Origin of the sequence: Varibaculum massiliense, from assembly GCF_900106855.1 — a bacterium.
Classification (GTDB): Bacteria; Actinomycetota; Actinomycetes; order Actinomycetales; family Actinomycetaceae; genus Varibaculum; species Varibaculum massiliense.
Map to the genome: position 1 here is coordinate 1,005,438 of NZ_FNWI01000004.1, position 17,854 is coordinate 1,023,291.

A 17,854-nucleotide genomic window follows, 5' to 3' on the forward strand; every position below is an offset into this window, starting at 1 on the left:
GCTGCGGGCGGCTGATAGCTACCGGGACTCCCGGGACGTGTCTACGAATTTTAGAGGATGGTATTGACGCGAGACTCAAGCAAGCCTGAAAACAGGTTAGGCTAGTTGCTATGAACCACATTGTCGCCTTGCTTATGGGAGCAGTATTACTGGCTGGCTCAGCCTGGATTCGGCATGGCAGTGCGAGAGCCCGCTTTTGGATCCCGAAGCAAAAGAAAGACATTTCCCGCTCCGGCATTCTGATTATGGACGAACGCTGGGTGTTGGTGTTCTTGCCGGCGCTGGGACTGTTCTTCCTGACTATCGGAGCAACTCTGCCCGCAAACGCCGCCCCCAGACCCTGGAACTATCTGCTGCTGACTATATTTTTAATCGGTGCGCTTATCGGCTTAGTAGGGATTATTTGGGGTTTAACCAACTTTTACTATCCGGAGGGAGTGCGTCCGGCGTGGCTGCGCGCCTATTATCGCCAGCTGGGATTTGCGCCTTCCCGGGGTACGCGGCTAGCTCCCGCCTGGTACCGCGAGCAACTAGGTGACGGGAATTTAGAGATTCCCCGTCTGAAGCACAATAAGCAGTCAGCCGAAAAAAGTGGGAAAAAGACCTCTGAGAAGGCGACACATAACAAACAGAAACGCAAGCAGCGGCGACCACGGTAAAAACGCTTGTTCCAGTAAAAACAGCTGGTGTCCGAACAACAAAGACCACTTTCCCTATTCAGAAAACATCCAGAAAACATCCAGAGTGGAAACAGTTGTCGGTGCCATTATGGGGGCAAAGAGATAAAGAGGAGATTGAGATTGATGATGAACAACAATGATTCACCCCGACCCGATAATGCTCATCAGCCGCTCGACGACTGGGAAATGGACGATTGGCAAAGCGCCGGCTGGCCCGGAGAAATCCCGGAGCCGAGCGGTAATAGGTTTCCGACAGCAGATCCCGGGAACAACGGAAACATTAACTCCGGCGAGGGCGAACACGCACAACCGGAACTAACCGGTAGGATTACCGATATTCAACCCGGCAACCCGGCGATTAGCGGCGGGGAGGCACCCTCCAATAGTGGAATCAGTCCCCATACTGATCAGGTTTTTCCCGCTGGGCAGGCACGACTAGAGGGATATCCTTCCCCCTACAGCTCTGGTATTAGCGGAGACTCCCCCTCGCAAAATGAAAGTTTCTTCTCTAACGACTTTGCCCCCGAGCAGATGACAGACACTACTACATTCCCCTACTCCCCCTCACCCCAGGGAACATTTTCCTCCCCGGAGCATCCCGCTTGGGAACCGGCCGCGATGCCTCCCCGGAAACAAGAAAAAACTAAACGGGGTCCGGGTTGGCTAGCCACTATCGCAATCGCGGTGGCAGCCGCCCTCTGCGTATGGCTGTTGCCAGCCGAATTTGGGTCCCGTACTACTGCGCTTGGCAAATCTCCAGTAAAGGTGGCAACCGAAGCGCCGGTAGTGCAAGCTAACGCCAAACAGACCAACTGGGAGGCAGTCGCCAAAGCCGTCCAGCCCTCGGTGGTAGCTATCCAGGTGGCTTCCGGCGATTCCGGGGAAAGCGGATCCGGGGTAATTTTCGATGAGGCCGGACACGTGATTACCAACTATCACGTAGTTGCCTCCGCGGTTTCCGGGAAAGCGAAAGTACAGATAGAGCTGAATAACGGCAAAATCTATGAAGCCAAAATTTTAGGTACTGATTCTTCCACTGACCTGGCAGTTCTAGAGTTTGTGAAACCTCCGAAAGATTTACAGATGGCTGCGCTGGGCAGTTCCTCGAATTTGCGAGTCGCCCAGCCGGTAGCCGCCATCGGTTCTCCTTTGGGGCTAGAGAACACGGTTACCACCGGAATCATTTCGGCTCTGGATCGCCCGGTAGTAGTCACCCAGTCTTCGGGTAAATCGGGGATTCAGATTCCGGGACTTAATGAGCGTTCTGGTGCCGGGGAACGGGTCGTTACCAATGCTATCCAGGTGGATGCGGCGATTAATCCTGGCAACTCTGGGGGGCCTCTCTTTGATGCTTCAGGCAAGGTTATTGGGATTACCTCCTCGATTGCTTCTCTAGGTTCCTCTGGGGAGGGACAGGCCGGTTCCATCGGTATCGGTTTTGCTATCCCAGTGAACCTGGTGCGTAACGTGGCCGATCAGATTATCACCTCGGGCAAAGTTACCCACGCGATGCTGGGAGTCACCATTGAGACCGGAATTGCCCAGATTTCTGGGGAGGCTCGTATGGGGGCGAGGGTGTCCTCGGTAGTTCCCGGCTCGGGAGCCGATAAAGCCGGGCTCAAGCAAGGGGATCTGATTACTAAGATTGATGGGCGCCTGGTGGGTTCCGGAGTTGCACTGACCGGCTATGTTCGCTGGTACAACCCGGGGGACAAAGTAAAACTCACAGTAATCCGGGAGGACGGCTCCCACGAGATTGAGGCTCAGCTCGGCGCTCAGAAAGCCGATCGCTAACCGATACGCACCCTAAACGAAGTGAGCCCGCTGGAAAAAACCAGCGGGCTCACTTATTGGTTTTAAACTCTAGGAGAAGATCGCGCGGAAGAATCCGCCGAACCAGGAGAACACCCTCACGAAGAACACCCGAACTTTAACTACAAAATTATTGGAGTTATCGGCTTGCTCGTCTGGCTGCGTAGTTGGCTCCGGTACCGCAGTAGGCGGATCGTCCGGAGTTGGCGCCTCGGTAAAGGTAGGCTCTGGGGTGGAGGGGGTAGGTTCTACGCTTGGCTGCGGATCCGGAGTCGGCTTAGGAGCAGTGGTCGGATCTGCACTGGGTTGTGGAACCTCAGCAGTGGGATTCGGGGTCGGATTGGTGGTTTCACTGGGACCCTCCGGCTGAGCCGGTTCGCTCGTAGGTTGAGCCGTAGGCTCTGGCTCTTGGCTGGGCTCAGGAGTAGTCGTCGGATCTTCACTGGGCTGCGCGGTTTCACTAGGCGCCAGATCCTGTGTGGGCTCGGGAACAGCGGTTGGATCTTCACTGGGCTGAGGAACCTCAGCAGTGGGATTGGGAGTGGGCTGAGCCGGCTCGGAGCCCGCCGGGTAGCCTAAATATTTTTCTAAACCTTGTAGCGCTAAAGCCACATCGGCGTCCCCAATCGGGTTCTTGAAATCTTTAACCCCTGCCATACCGGCGGCCATTAAATCGCCTTTACAAGTGTGATCCAGACCTAAAAGATGCCCGATTTCGTGGGCAACTGTAGAAACCTGAGTCAGCCAACCGCTACGGTCAAGACGTAGATACAGCAGCCGCTGCGCGGCATAGGCAGTACCGAGCGCTTTACCCTCGGAATAGGGGGAATCGATTACCCGTACCGGACGATTAGCCATCGAATCCACGAAGCGGAAGTTAATCTTTCCGCCACTGCGTTCAGTCCACATCTTGGTTGCGGCTTCGATTGCTGGGCGGAACTTGGTGTTACCCAAATATAGGGACAAAGTATAAGAGTCGGCGCTGGTAGCGCCAATCAAAAAGGTATCTATATTGGTGATGGGTTGCCCTTTAGCTACCTGGTTATGCATTACCCGGCATTCGCGCACCGTAGGAGTGCGGTCAGCGGCTTGCACATTTTGGCTCCCAGAAACTGCGAACAGTCCCCCCATTGCCAGCCCCACCATCGTTAAGGTGGCTACTAAAATATTCCTTTTTCGACTCATACTCATAGTCAAATCTTACCAAGCGGTAAGATTAAGGCAAGGTGATAGTCTCATCTTCCTTGAGAGCTTTTTCATATATGGCTGTCCGCCGCTTTGCCTCAAATAAAACCACAGGTAAAAGCCAAGGGGGCTTGCCTAGCTAAGCTAGCTAGGCAAGCCCCCTTCGGGAACTCAACTACTTAGATTAAAGATTCAAACCGAAAGAATCTTCAAAATTAATGCCGGCCAAGAAGTCATCGTCTAGTTCAGTGACTTTGAAATCGTCAGCTGACCAGCCCATCTTAGCCATCGCTTCCTCAGTAGGTTCTACGCTGGCATCCCGGAACATCGACAGACCAGTACCCGCCGGAATCAACTTACCGAGAATCACGTTCTCTTTCAGGCCTACCAAGGGATCCTTCTTCGCGCTCAAGGCCGCATCAGTTAGCACCTTGGTGGTTTCCTGGAAGGATGCCGCCGACAACCAAGAATCGGTTGCCAGTGAAGCCTTGGTAATCCCCATCAGCTCCGGACGTGCCGCAGCCGGCTCCCCGCCCTCGGAAACAACTTTACGGTTAATAGAGCGGAACCGAATCGAATCCACCAGAGTACCCGGCAACAGATCCGTATCACCGGACTTCAACACGGTTACCCGCCGCAACATCTGACGCACAATCACCTCAATATGCTTGGAGTGAATATCCACGCCCTGCGAACGGTAAACCTCTTGCACCTCGTTTACCAGCTGTCGTTGGGTAGAGTTGACACCCAAGATGCGCAGCACCTTCTTCGGATCCAGGCGACCCTCAGTCAGCTGCTGACCTACCTCAACATGGTCACCGTCAGAAACAATCAGTTTCATGCGGCGAGGAGCATCGATAATCAGGTCATCTTGACCGTCATCGCGTACCACTACCAGGTGACGGGTCTGACCGGGGTCATCAACTACTTTTACGCGTCCCGAAGCCTCGGTGATCAACGCTTCACCCTTAGGAGTACGTGCCTCGAAGAGCTCCTGTACACGCGGCAAACCCTGGGTAATATCAGCAGCGCCCGCGGCACCACCGGTGTGGAAGGTACGCATCGTTAGCTGAGTACCCGGCTCCCCAATCGACTGGGCAGCGATAATCCCCACGGCCTCGCCGATATCAACCCGTTTACCGGTCGCCAGTGAGCGCCCGTAACAGGAGGCGCAAGTACCGGCCTCGGATTCACAGGTCAAAACGGAACGCACCGGAATCTCGGTGACTCCCGCTTCGATCAGCACATCAATCTGGGCGTCACCCACATCGGTACCTTTAGCGAATACCAGGTTGCCGTCCTTATCGGTAACATCCTTGGACAAGGTACGCCCATAGGCGGTGGTTTCTACGATATCCAGCTTGTAAACGTGACCATCCTCGGTGACCCCACCAATGGGCAGCACCAGACCACGGCGAGTGCCACAGTCCTGTTCGCGCACGATAACATCCTGAGAAACATCCACCAGACGGCGGGTCAAATAACCCGAGTCTGCAGTACGCAACGCGGTGTCGGCCAAACCTTTACGAGCACCGTGGGTGGCGATGAAGTATTCCAGCACCGACAGCCCCGAGCGGTAGTTCGACTTAATCGGCTGCTCAATCAGCTTCTGCTTGGGGTCAGCCACCAGGCCACGCATACCGGAAATCTGACGAATCTGATCCCAGTTACCACGAGCACCAGAGGAAACCATCCGGTTTACCTGGTTACGTGCCGGGAAGTTCTCCCGCATTGCCTGCGCCACTTTGGCAGTACATTCGGTCCACAAATCCACCAGTTCGTTGTAGCGATCCTGGGCGGTAATCAAACCGAGATCGGCGTCCTCTTGCACCTGAGTGGCTTTCTCATCGTACTCGGCGAGAATCTTCGCTTTTGCCGGCGGTTCCACTACGTCAGCGAAGCCGATAGTGGTACCCGACCAGGTTGCCCAATGGAAACCAGTTTCCTTCAAAGCATCCAAGGAGGCCGCTACATTGCCCTTGTCGTAACGCTCGGCCAAAGTATTGACAATCCGAGAAAGCCCCTTCTTGTCAATCTGCTCGTTTACAAACGGATAGGAAACCGGCAACGCCTCGTTGAAGAAGCAACGCCCAATAGAGGTTTCGAACTCTACCGAATCGCCTTCTTCATAGCCTTCCGGAGCCTGCCAATCCTTCGGCGGCACCGTACCCGGCTCGAAACGAATCAGCGCAGTAGCGTTAATATCCAAGCGGTTCTGGTCAAAGGCCATAATGGCTTCACCCAGTGAAGAGAACTTGGGGGTAATCGGATTTCCGTCATCGTCGGTTGGAACCGGTAGCGCCGGATCAGGATCCGAAGTCAAGTGGTAAATACCAATCACCATGTCCTGCGAAGGCATAGTAACCGGACGACCATCAGCCGGCTTCAAAATGTTGTTCGAAGACAGCATCAAAATCCGCGCCTCAGCCTGGGCTTCCGCACCCAGCGGCAGATGTACCGCCATCTGGTCACCATCGAAGTCCGCGTTGAACGCCCCACAAGCTAGCGGGTGCAACTGGATAGCTTTACCCTCAATCAAAATCGGTTCGAAAGCCTGAATACCTAGGCGGTGCAAGGTAGGCGCGCGGTTCAGCAACACCGGATGTTCGGTGATGACCTCATCAAGCACGTCCCACACCTGCGGACGCTGGCGTTCCACCATCCGCTTAGCGGCCTTCACGTTTTGAGCTTCTTGCCGTTCCACCAGCCGTTTCATTACGAACGGCTTGAACAGTTCCAGAGCCATCTGCTTGGGCAGACCGCACTGGTGCAGCCGCAGCTGCGGGCCTACCACGATTACAGACCGACCGGAATAGTCAACCCGCTTACCCAACAGGTTCTGGCGGAAACGCCCTTGCTTGCCCTTGAGCATATCGGACAGTGACTTCAGCGGACGGTTACCCGGACCAGTCACCGGACGTCCCCGGCGACCGTTATCGAATAGGGCGTCCACAGATTCCTGCAGCATCCGCTTTTCGTTATTCACAATGATCTGGGGAGCGCCCAAATCCAGCAGTCGCTTCAAGCGGTTATTACGGTTAATTACCCGGCGGTACAGATCATTCAGGTCAGAGGTCGCAAACCGACCACCATCCAACTGCACCATGGGGCGCAAGTCCGGGGGAATCACCGGGATACGATCCAGTACCATCGATTCTGGCCTATTTCCGGTCTGCAAGAACGCAGAAACCACTTTCAGCCGTTTGAGGGCGCGGGTTTTGCGCTGACCGGTACCGGTTTCCACTTCCTCTTTCAGCTTTTCAGCCTCGGCCTTTAGGTCGAAGTCCCGCAGACGCTTTTGGACTGCCTGCGCACCCTTATCGCCCTTGAAGTAAATGCCATAACGCATCTCCAAGTCGCGGTAGAGCCGCTCATTACCTTCAAGGTCGCCTACCTGCAGTTCCTTAAAGCGGGTAAAGACCTCGTCACGGTGAGAAACTTCCCGATCCAGTTGCCGCCGCAGTTGCGCCACCTCTTTATCGGCAGCTTTGCGCACTTTTTCCTTTTCGGCATTCTTGGCGTCTTCAGCCTCTAGTGCCGCCAAATCTTTTTCCAGTTTTTCCTGGCGAGCAACAATCTTGGCCTCAAAGCGTTCATTCAAACGCTGTATTTCCAAGCTGAGCTCGTTTTCCAGATTCGGAAGATCCTGGTGGCGGGCATCCTCGTCGACCTCGGTAATCATATAGGCCGCGAAATAAATAACTTTCTCGAGGTCTTTAGGTGCTAGATCCAGCAGGTAACCCAAACGGGAAGGCACGCCCTTGAAATACCAAATATGGGTAACCGGGGCAGCCAGTTCAATATGTCCCATGCGTTCGCGGCGCACTTTAGAGCGAGTTACCTCTACCCCACAGCGTTCACAAACAATGCCCTTGTAGCGCACACGCTTGTATTTTCCGCAGGCACATTCCCAGTCCCGGGTAGGACCGAAAATCCGCTCACAGAAAAGACCGTCTTTCTCGGGCTTTAGGGTGCGGTAGTTAATAGTTTCCGGCTTCTTGACTTCCCCGAATGACCATTCAGCCACGCCTTCGGCGGTCGCCATGCCGATATGTAGTTGATCGAATTTATTTGCATCCATAATCGACTCTTACCTTCTCTTCCCTGCTGCCTAGATTTCTTCCAAAGAAACATTGGGGTTTGGCCGTGAGCCAATATTGATTCCCAACTCTTCGCTGGCACGCTCAGCACCGTCATCGTCTTCAGCCAGGGACACCACATTATCTTCGGCGTCCAGGGCCTCTACATTCAGGCAGAGGGAGCGCATTTCTTGTATGAGGACGCGGAAAGATTCCGGAATGCCAGGCTCAGGAATATCCTCGCCCTTAACAATCGCCTCGTAGACCTTCACCCGGCCGGTAATATCGTCAGATTTCACGGTCAGCAGTTCCTGTAGCGAATAGGCAGCGCCATAGGCTTCCATCGCCCAGACCTCCATCTCGCCGAAACGCTGCCCACCGAACTGGGCTTTACCACCCAGGGGCTGCTGCGTAATCATCGAGTAAGGCCCGGTAGAACGAGCGTGAATCTTGTCATCTACCAGGTGGTGTAGCTTCAGCATGTACTTGTAGCCCACCGAAATCGGGTAGGGGAACGGTTCGCCGCTGCGCCCATCGAACAGGCGAGCTTTACCGTCCGCATTGATGAGGCGATCCCCATCCGCGTTCGGGCGGGTGCATCCGAGCAGTCCGGTCAGCACGTCTTCTTCCACACCGTCGAATACCGGGGTGGCCACCTTTTGACCGGCAGGAGCCGATAGACCTTCCTTGGGAAGTTTCTCAATCCACTTGGCGCCCTCTTCTGCCAGCAGGGAAGTATCCCAACCCTGGTGAGCGATCCAGCCCAAGTGGAACTCCAAAACCTGCCCGATGTTCATACGACCAGGCACACCCATGGGGTTCAAAATAATGTCAACCGGGGTGCCGTCCTCTAAGAAGGGCATATCCTCGATCGGTAGAATCTTGGAAACCACACCCTTGTTACCGTGACGACCAGCCATTTTATCGCCAATGGTGATTTTGCGACGCTGCGCAACATAAACGCGCACCATCTGTTTAACACCGGGAGGTAGTTCGTCGTCCTCGTCGTTAAACTCGCGAACCCCGATCACGATCCCGGATTCACCGTGAGGAACCCGCAGCGAGGTGTCCCGCACTTCCCGGGCTTTCTCGCCAAAGATAGCGCGCAGCAGGCGTTCTTCACTGGTCAGCTCGGTTTCACCCTTGGGGGTAACTTTTCCGACCAGGATATCGCCAGCTTGCACCTCGGCGCCGATGCGGATAATACCGCGTTCGTCGAGGTCAGCGAGGGCGTCCTCGGAGATATTCGGAATATCGCGAGTGATTTCTTCCAGCCCCAGCTTGGTTTCGCGGGCATCGATTTCGTGTTCTTCAATATGGATCGAAGTGAGCACGTCATCTTGGACTACCCGGCGGGAAAGAATAATCGCGTCCTCGTAGTTGAGGCCTTCCCACGACATATAGGCAACCAGCAGGTTCTTACCCAAGGCCAGTTCGCCATGATCGGTTGCCGGACCGTCAGCGATTAGCTGCCCAACCTCAACCCGGTCACCGGCGGCGACCCGTACATGCTGGTTGTAGCAGTTGCCCGGGTTGGAGCGGTGGAACTTGTCCAGGTTATAGGTGAAGTAGGAGCCGTCATCGCACATGATTTGTACGTGTGCGGCATCGGCTTCTACTACTACCCCGGCGTGTTCGCTGATTAATGCTTCCCCGGCGTCCATAGCGGTGCGCCGTTCCATGCCGGTACCAACTAGCGGAGCCTCGGTGGTTAGCAGCGGAACCGCTTGGCGCTGCATATTGGCACCCATAAGGGCGCGGTTGGCGTCATCGTGTTCCAGGAACGGAATCAGGGCGGCGGCTACCGAAGTCATTTGCCGCGCCGAAACGTCCATGAAGTCTACTTCTTCGCGCCGCATTTCCTGCGGGTCTTCCCCGGCAATCCGGCACAGCACCAGTTCTTCCGCGAAAGAACCGTCATCGTTTAGGGGAGCCGAAGCCTGGGCGATATTGTAACCGGCCTCTTCATCAGCACTTAGATAGTGAACCTCGTCGGTGACTTTTCCATCTTTAACCACGCGATAGGGGGTTTCAATGAAACCGAAGGAGTTCAAGCGCGCATAAGTCGCCAGCGAACCGATCAGACCAATGTTCGGGCCTTCCGGAGATTCGATCGGGCACATCCGGCCGTAGTGGGAGGGGTGCACGTCACGAACTTCCATGCCGGCGCGGTCACGAGAAAGACCGCCCGGACCGAGCGCAGACAAACGCCGCTTGTGGGTTAGCCCCGATAGCGGGTTGTTTTGATCCATGAACTGCGACAGCTGCGAAGTTCCAAAGAATTCTTTGATCGCGGCCACTACCGGGCGGATGTTAATCAGGGACTGGGGAGTGATTGCCTCCGCATCCTGAGTGGTCATCCGTTCGCGTACCACCCGCTCCATCCGGGAAAGTCCGGTGCGGATTTGCGCCTGGATTAGTTCCCCAACTGCGCGAATCCGGCGGTTACCGAAGTGGTCAATATCGTCGGTTTCTACCCGCAGGTCGACGATTTCGCCGTCCTCGTTGGTAGCAGACACCGTCTGGTCACCCTTTTGCAGCGCCAACAGGTATTTGAAACCGGCAACAATATCGTCCAGCGTCAAAGTCGAGGTATGAATATCGCTGTTCAAACCCAGTTTACGGTTGACCTTGTAGCGACCAACTTTGGCCAGGTCGTAGCGCTTGGGGTTGAAGTAGAAGCCTTCAATCAGGTTGCGTCCGGCTTCGGCACTGGCCGGTTCACCGGGGCGAATCTTCCGGTAAATGTCTGCCCGCGCGTCATCGGTGGACTGAATATTGTCCGAATCCTTTTCCAAGGTGGAAAGCATAATCGGGTAGTCCTGGAACTCTTCGCGGATTTCTTCCGCAGTCATTCCCAGGGCGCGCAAGAACACGGTACCGGACTGTTTGCGGCGCCGGTCGATGCGGATTCCCACATTTTCCCGTTTATCGATTTCCAGCTCTAGCCATGCTCCTCGAGAGGGAATGAACTTGCAGCCGTAAATGTCCTTATCAGAGGTCTTGTCCGCGACTTTCTCGAAATAAACACCGGGAGAGCGTACCAACTGGGAGACGACCACCCGCTCGGTGCCGTTAATAATGAAAGTTGCCCGCGGGGTCATTAGCGGGAAATCCCCCATGAACACGGTCTGAGATTTGATCTCGCCGGTGTTTTCATTCATGTATTCCGCAGTAACGAAGATGGGAGCCGCATAGGTGTAATCCTTGGCTTTACATTCTTCGATGGAATACTTCGGGGGCTCGAACTTGGGGTCAGAAAACGACAGCGACATAGAGCCGGCAAAGTCCTGGATGGGGGAAATCTCTTCAAAAATTTCCTCTAAACCAGAAAGCACCGGATCGGTGCGATGGGTCGCTTTCGCTTTTTCTTCTGCACTCTCGCGCCACTGAGGGGTGCCTAAGAGCCATTCAAAGGATTTTCTTTGAATGTCTAGCAGATTCGGGGGAGCCATAACTTCCTGCAGTTTTGCAAACGACAGGCGAGAGGGCTTATTGGCAGATGCGGTTTCAGCAGCCAAAAGGATTCCTTCCGGACGACGTAACTTCGCGCGTATTTCTGGTTTCCGGCCCCTTCCGGGCGCTGGTTGCTTCGTGACCGCCTTGCGCATTTTAGAGACGAATCAGCAGACCAGACCACATCGGGCTACGGCAAACGCAAGTATTAATGCTAGTTTGAAACCGCTGATTATGCCACATAGGGGGCGAGGACGTGCGCATTTTCACAGCTTTTTTAGATTTTTTGCGGATAGTTTTTGTCACTCGCCACTTTTGGGAGCCCCCACGTGCTTTCCTGGTGCCTATTGATCCGTATTTTCTTGCCCAAGCGTGAAGTCTGCTTCGTGTTCGTGGGCAACTAACTTCGCCAGTTCACCTGCCTGCGACAGCACCTGCCCCGGAGCGCCCTGTTCTACTAGCTCGCCCCGCGATAGCACCAACACCTGGTCAGCTTCCTCCACCTGTCGCAAGGTATGAGTGATTTCAATAATGGTGGCTTGCGGGCGAAGCTCGCGCACCCGGAGACGCAGCCTCTGCGCTAACGCCGCCTCTAAATGGGCGGTGAACTCATCTAACACCAACACTGGATAGTCGGTAAGCAACGCCCTCGCCAAAGAGAGCCTTTGCCGCTGCCCCCCAGATAACGCCCCGCCATGTTTTCCAACCCGGGTATTTAAACCGGCAGGTAAATCCACAATCGCCTGATCCAGTTCCACAATCTTCAGCACCTGCCAGAGCTGTTCTTCATCGGCGTCAGGTTTTCCCAGCCGCAAATTATCAGCAATTGAAGCCGAAAAAATATGAATCCGCTGGGTAACCAGGGCAATGGCGCGGCGAAGAGCCTCCGGATCTGACTCGCTTAGCGGCAGGTCACCCAGCAGAATCTGACCGCTATCGACATCCCAATAACGCAGCAACAACCTGGCCAAAGTAGATTTTCCACTCCCGGTTGCCCCGCAGATAGCCGTCCAGGAACCGGCAGGAATGGTAAAGGAAATATCGCTGAGCGCCGCAGGCGCCGAGATTTGTTTACCGCTTTGGGGATAGCTAAAAGACACGTCCTCGAAAATAATCGGGAAAGGATCCGCTGGCAGCTGTTTTCCACCAGAGGGTACCTGAGGAGGGGTGTTGGCAACTTGCCACACTCGGCGCGCTGCCGCGAAAGAGTTGGATAGATACGTAGAGAAATCTTCGACTCCCTGACAAACCTCCCAAGAGCGCAACACCGCGAATACGGCGGCCAGGGCGGGAGCCAGCGCTGTCAGATCTGTTGCCGCCGGCATTCCCACCCAAATAACCGCTAGGGCCGCCAAGTACATTCCGCTTTGCGTCAAGGCGCGCCGCAGCGCATATAGCGAGGTCAACGCGCGAGAAGCGGCACCAGCAATCGACATATAGCGTTCTAGTTGGATAATCCGCATGCGCTGCAAACCATAGCCGACCACCTCACTAATCCCGTTGACCGAATCGGTCACCGACTGCGAAACCTGCCCTTTGGCGCTGGCAGAGGCATCGGCTGCCCGGTTCCCTTCTCCCCCACCCAACAGGGCTAAAGAAGTCAAGGTTACTAGGTAAATCAGGAATAGGAGGACGCCGCTGAGGGGGGAAACCAAGAATCCGGTCAGAATCGAGACCCCGAGCGGGATTATCAGGGCGCTAAACGCTGGAACCAGGGTGTGGGCAAAGAACACTTCGATTCGGTCAATATCCGCGGTGATACGCGCCAATAGGTCCCCGCTTTTCGCCCCCACCATGCAGGCCGGGGATTGGGGCGCCAGCCGCATGAACATTTCTTGACGCAAAATTTCCAGGGCTTTAAAGGCCACATAGTGGCCGGCGAACTGTTCCAAGTAACGGAAAAATGCTTTCAGGAACGCCAATGCCGCCATTACCGCAACGCTCACCCACAGATATGACAGTGGCAAGGAGCCGCCGCCAGCGATTTCTACCACCGCGGCGCTAACCCGGTAAACCCCGAAAGCTATCAGGCCGATGCCTAGTCCCTGGTCTAATAACCGAGCCGCCCCCGATATATATAAGGGTTTTAGTACCGGACGTGCCAAGTGCAGCAACCAGACAATCAGCTGGCGGGTCCCCACCGTGGCGACGGGCGACCCTGCCGCTTCACCACTCGCCGCAGCAGATGTTTGCCCAGGTTGAGAGCTGTTATGGTCTTCTACATCACCTTTACTGGGACGCAAGCTGTTGAAAAATCCCGGTTTCTTACTCACGGTGTCACCTCCTCTAAAGCACCGTTTTTGAGATAGAGAACCCGGTCGGCGTTAGCCAGGGCGCTGGCACGGTGGGTGAGCAGCACGACGGTTTTTTCTTTCGCTACCTCCGCGAGCGCCTGGGTAATCGCCACCTCAGACTCCAAATCTATTTGCGAAGTTGGTTCATCCAAGAGCAGTAGGTTTCGCCCAGATAATAATGCCCGCGCTAGCGATAGCCGCTGGGCTTGTCCCCCGGAAAGCGCATAGCCATCCTCGCCCACCGGGGTATCTAGTCCTTGCGGGAAAGAACGAATTTCCTGGTCGAGGCGCGCCTGCTTTAGGCAATCCCATAGCTCTGCTTCGCTGGCGCGCGGAGAAACCATCATCAAGTTAGAGCGAATAGTGCCACTAAAAATCCAGGTGCGCTGAAGCACCAGGGCAGATTGCCTTCTAAACCAGTCCCGACTTTCCGCATTCAAGAGGTGTCCTTGCAGATAAATGGCACCTTTACTGGGCAACAGGTTGCCTTTCAGCAGTTCCATTAGCGTGGATTTTCCCGCTCCGGAAGCCCCGCAAATTGCCACCCATTCCCCGCTTTTTACCTGCAAATTGAGCTCGCTGAGGACGGGCTTGCCACCGGGGTAAGCAAAGCTTAATCCACGCATACTTAGCAATAGGTCAGGGCTACCACTTTCGGCACCCAAGTCCTGGTGGCTCTCAAAACCGTCCTCAATACGGGAATCTTGGTTGGCATCCCTATTGCAATCGTTACCTAAATCTTTCCCGTCACCCATACCCACGGCGGCGTACTCTGAGCAGGTCTGCCCTCCACCTGCAACCGTATTTTCTGGGGTTAAGAGCGCTTCTTTTCCAGGTTTGTGCTGTGGACGGGAGGGGGGTTTCCCGCTTAAAAAGGCACGTACCAGGCGTTGATTTGCCATCCCCGCCATCCCCACGTAGAAAAAGGCGCCAATTTTATTCATCGGCTCCAACAGCAGCAGGGTTAATCCCAACATGGAAACCACCGGAGCGATCACGGTAATATCGGTTCCCCAAGAGCCGTTGAGAACCTTCCAGAGGGTGAGCGCGAACCCGCATGTAAGCAGCAAGAGATTAAATCCTAAGTCAATAACCAGCAAGATTAGCTGGTTGGCCGCGAGCAAGCGCATAGTAGAAAGCCGGTTTTCTTCCCCGGCTTTTGCTAGTTCTTGCCCCCGCGAGTCGGTAGCATCTAGCAAACTTAAAGTTTCCAAACCAGAAATAGCATCCAGATAGGCGGCGGCTAGTTGGTTGCGTCGCCGCCGTGATTTGCTGGAAACTTTGCGGGTCAGTTTAGAAAAAATAAAAATAAACAACGGTACTAAAGGTACAAAAGCCAGCAAAATCAAGGCACACCAGGGGTCAACAAACAATGCCATGATTACCAGTACCAGCAGCGGGCTGAGCATCGCTCCCATCATGGCACCAAGGAACGCCTGGCGGTAACGCTGAATTTTTTCGGTACCCGATGTAATCATGTCGACCAAGGAACCAGCACGGCGGTGGGCGAGCACTCCGGGTCCTTGGTGAAAATAGCTGCGCAACAGACGTGACTGCAAAGCCACTTGTTCTTTATGGACGGAACGCTGCTCAATCGCAATTCGCGTCCCCTCGCTTCCTCCGATCCCAATAGCTAGGACAATCAAGCCGCTCAGCTGCCCGGAGAAACTTTTTCCCGATAACGCTTGCCCTAAGGCACTGCCCAACAAAATCATGAACCCGGCAGCTAGCAACACGGAAAGCAACGTGAGGAACACACTGGTGATGATCGCTAATGTCCCCGCAGGGCGGGACAGCGACAGTTTTTTCGCCATAAATTCCTCTGGTTCGGTGGTTTTCCTGGCTTTACTTTACCTGTTTTAAGTTAGGCAACGCACCGCCGACCCGTCTTAGCCCCCAAGGGAGGTAAAGTAGCAAGCATGAATCAAACCCAGGTGAGCCCGGGCGGCGAAAAAGACTTGCAACAGCCGGAAATGACGACAACCCCTAATACTGGTGACCCGCTGGCAAATCTTAGCCCCTACCAGCGTTATGTACGCCGCCGGCAACAACGCGAAACCATGGTTTTCACTATTATCGGTTCAGTGATGGCCGGTCTCTTAGTGCTTTCCATTTTGATTGGTTTCGGAATTTTACCTTTCCCGTTCTTCAATGACTTCAAGAAGGCTCCCCAATACGCTCAGGCTGGAGATGTCCCCTGTCCGACCTCTGAAAAAGCGGTTCCCCTTGACAAAATGGAAGTTCATGTCGTCAATGGCACCGATGTTTCCGGGCTGGCTGGCAAGGTTGCCGCGGGGTTGAAGGAGCGGGGAATCCCGGTGAAAGATATCGGAAATATCACCACCGGCTCTTATGAGGGCAATATTCAGATTATTACTGGCCCCACCGGGGTTAACGTTGCCTACACTTTGTCGCGTGTCTTCGAGGACGCAGAAATCGTTTTAGATCCCCGCCCCACCTCGGATGTAACCGTAACTATCGGATCTCGGTACTCCGATATGGTTACCCCCGAAAAATTCAAAGGTGAAGTGCAAAAGAATCTTGAAGAGAGAGACGGCTGCAAGCTGGTGCAGATCGCCTAAACTCCACGAGGTTGAGCATTCTCGCCGTTAGCAGATTATTCGTGCGCTTGCGGGGTAGAACTACCCGGTGCAGACGCTACCCGCTTTTCATAAGAGCGAGACTCTAAATCCGTACCTGCGGGAGCAGATGCCGGGGATGCCTGCTCGAGGAAGGTACCGCGCGCCTTCGAAATCCCCCGCATTACGTGGTAAACCACGATTGCGGCGGCCGAGCCCAAAGCAATACCGTTGAAGGTCAGGGAGCCGATCTGCCAGGTGTAGTCAGCGATGGCAATAATCATGGCGACTGCGGCGGTATTGAGATTCACCGGATCGGCGAAATCAACTTTGTTTTGCACCCAGATCCTCACGCCCAGCATCCCGATCATGCCGTAGAGGACAGTAGCTGCGCCTCCGAGCACCCCGGGGGGAATAGTGGCTATGGCCGCCCCAAACTTGGGGAACATTGATAGTGCCAGCGCCACGAAAGCAGCCACGATATAGGCGGCAGTGGAGTAGACGCGAGTAGCGGCCATTACCCCAATGTTTTCCGCATAGGTGGTGGTGGCGCTACCGCCGCCACAACCGGCCAATACGGTAGAAACCCCGTCTGCGAATAGGGCACGCCCGGTCAAGTGGTCGAGGTTTTCTCCGGTCATGGCGGATACCGATTTCACGTGACCGACATTTTCTGCCACCAACACCAGCACTACCGGGATAAAGAGTCCCAAGGTAGAGGGCTCAAAAGAGGGACTGTGAAATTCGGGAAGACCAATCCAGGCGGCTTCGCCAATGGCTTTGAAGTCCACTTCATGTTGGATTACCGCTGCAATATAGCCCACACCTACACCAATCAGAATGGACAGGCGACCAATGATCCCCTTGAAGAGGACGGTAATCAGCACGATGGAGGTAACGGTAATGACTGCGGTAATCGCGCCCTCTTTAAACCAGTTCCAGGCGGCTGGCGCCAGGTTGAAGCCGATTAGAGCCACGATACATCCGGTCACGGTGGGTGGCATGATGCGGTCAATCCAGACGATGCCCGCAAAATGCACGATAACCCCAATCAGCGCCAAAGTTACCCCGACGCTGATCACCCCGCCGAGCGCCGCTGACTGTCCGTACTGGGAAGATACCGCGGTGATGGGGGCAATCAAAGCGAAGGAAGAACCCAAATAGGAGGGCAGTTTACCCGCAGTTACCAGTGCAAAGAGCAAAGTTCCAATGGCGGTAAAGAACAGGGTGGTGTTGGGAGGAAAGCCGGTTAGCAAAGGCACCAGGAAAGTCGCTCCGAACATGGCAACTACGTGTTGGGCGCCAATGCCAGCGGTGCGCGGCCAGGAGAGCCTCTCGCGAGGCATTACCACTTCACCGGGACCGATAGAGCGGCCATCACCGTGAAGTTTCCAGAAACCCAGGAGAGATTTTTTCTGGGATTTCTGGGGGGATACGGGTTGAAGATTCTGATCGTTACTAGACATTTCGTCCCTATCAGTAGGAGACTCTGCCCTTTCCGGGCGCGGGTCTGCTTAAGTTTTACGGTCAGAACTTAACTTTATTCCCTTCAGGGCGCTTAAGAAAAGTTAGCCCAAAATTCGTCCTCGAAAACCATTGAAAACATAAGAATCTGGTTTTATAGTTAGCCTATTGATTCATCGTTAACAAAGTTTAAGAGATTCCTATTCCGCCCCAGCTGGGCAGGGATTTCCTACTTTCCATTCCAGATATATTGAGGATTCGTATGAGAGCCAAAAAGGCGCTGAAAATCTTACAAATACTCTGCG

At 54.7% G+C, this 17,854-nt stretch carries 9 protein-coding genes; 3 read left to right on the forward strand and 6 right to left on the reverse strand.

The window, feature by feature from the left end; all coding sequences use genetic code 11:
• Window positions 1-110 precede the first annotated feature (110 nt).
• Together BQ5456_RS04565 and BQ5456_RS04570 are read left to right on the forward strand one after the other, a co-directional pair.
• A complete protein-coding gene (locus tag BQ5456_RS04565) occupies window positions 111-659 on the forward strand; it encodes a hypothetical protein (protein WP_071128963.1) in 549 nt (182 codons plus the stop codon).
• 144 nt (window positions 660-803) lie between these two features.
• Entirely contained in the window at window positions 804-2,474 is a 1,671-nt protein-coding gene (locus tag BQ5456_RS04570; protein ID WP_071128964.1) for a S1C family serine protease, read from the forward strand.
• 69 nt (window positions 2,475-2,543) lie between these two features.
• Here the strand turns inward: BQ5456_RS04570 and BQ5456_RS04575 are convergent, their stop codons facing one another.
• The 5 genes from BQ5456_RS04575 to BQ5456_RS04595 all read right to left on the reverse strand — a co-directional run bounded on the left by BQ5456_RS04575 (window position 2,544) and on the right by BQ5456_RS04595 (window position 15,320).
• Complete coding sequence (locus BQ5456_RS04575) at window positions 2,544-3,683, reverse strand: reprolysin-like metallopeptidase (RefSeq protein WP_143037030.1); 1,140 nt, start codon at window positions 3,681-3,683, stop codon at window positions 2,544-2,546.
• A 178-nt stretch (window positions 3,684-3,861) separates the two neighbouring features.
• Complete coding sequence (locus BQ5456_RS04580; RefSeq protein WP_071128966.1) at window positions 3,862-7,761, reverse strand: DNA-directed RNA polymerase subunit beta'; 3,900 nt, start codon at window positions 7,759-7,761, stop codon at window positions 3,862-3,864.
• Window positions 7,762-7,788: 27 nt separating this feature from the next.
• Entirely contained in the window at window positions 7,789-11,277 is a 3,489-nt protein-coding gene (gene rpoB / locus BQ5456_RS04585) for a DNA-directed RNA polymerase subunit beta (RefSeq protein WP_071128967.1), read from the reverse strand.
• A 279-nt stretch (window positions 11,278-11,556) separates the two neighbouring features.
• On the reverse strand, window positions 11,557-13,485 hold the full coding sequence (cydC, locus tag BQ5456_RS04590) for a thiol reductant ABC exporter subunit CydC (RefSeq protein ID WP_083378356.1): 1,929 nt from the start codon (window positions 13,483-13,485) through the stop codon (window positions 11,557-11,559).
• Complete coding sequence (locus BQ5456_RS04595) at window positions 13,482-15,320, reverse strand: ABC transporter ATP-binding protein/permease (RefSeq protein WP_071128968.1); 1,839 nt, start codon at window positions 15,318-15,320, stop codon at window positions 13,482-13,484. Before BQ5456_RS04595 ends, cydC begins: the two co-directional genes overlap by 4 nt.
• A gap of 105 nt (window positions 15,321-15,425) precedes the next feature.
• Here BQ5456_RS04595 and BQ5456_RS04600 point away from each other — a divergent pair, with 105 nt between their 5' ends.
• Window positions 15,426-16,088, forward strand: coding sequence for a LytR C-terminal domain-containing protein (locus tag BQ5456_RS04600; protein WP_083378357.1), 663 nt, complete (start codon window positions 15,426-15,428; stop codon window positions 16,086-16,088).
• A gap of 35 nt (window positions 16,089-16,123) precedes the next feature.
• On the opposite strand, the gene BQ5456_RS04605 is transcribed toward BQ5456_RS04600, so the two are convergent.
• Window positions 16,124-17,551, reverse strand: coding sequence for a uracil-xanthine permease family protein (locus tag BQ5456_RS04605; protein ID WP_071128969.1), 1,428 nt, complete (start codon window positions 17,549-17,551; stop codon window positions 16,124-16,126).
• Window positions 17,552-17,854 lie beyond the last annotated feature (303 nt).

What these genes read in the sequence shown, in the direction of transcription:
- BQ5456_RS04605 (WP_071128969.1), bottom strand. Translation starts at nt 17,551, where the DNA reads ATGTCTAGTAACGATCAGAATCTTCAACCCGTATCCCCCCAGAAATCC.
- BQ5456_RS04575 (WP_143037030.1), bottom strand. Translation starts at nt 3,683, where the DNA reads ATGAGTATGAGTCGAAAAAGGAATATTTTAGTAGCCACCTTAACGATG.
- BQ5456_RS04595 (WP_071128968.1), bottom strand. Translation starts at nt 15,320, where the DNA reads ATGGCGAAAAAACTGTCGCTGTCCCGCCCTGCGGGGACATTAGCGATC.
- BQ5456_RS04600 (WP_083378357.1), top strand. Translation starts at nt 15,426, where the DNA reads ATGAATCAAACCCAGGTGAGCCCGGGCGGCGAAAAAGACTTGCAACAG.
- BQ5456_RS04565 (WP_071128963.1), top strand. Translation starts at nt 111, where the DNA reads ATGAACCACATTGTCGCCTTGCTTATGGGAGCAGTATTACTGGCTGGC.
- BQ5456_RS04570 (WP_071128964.1), top strand. Translation starts at nt 804, where the DNA reads ATGATGAACAACAATGATTCACCCCGACCCGATAATGCTCATCAGCCG.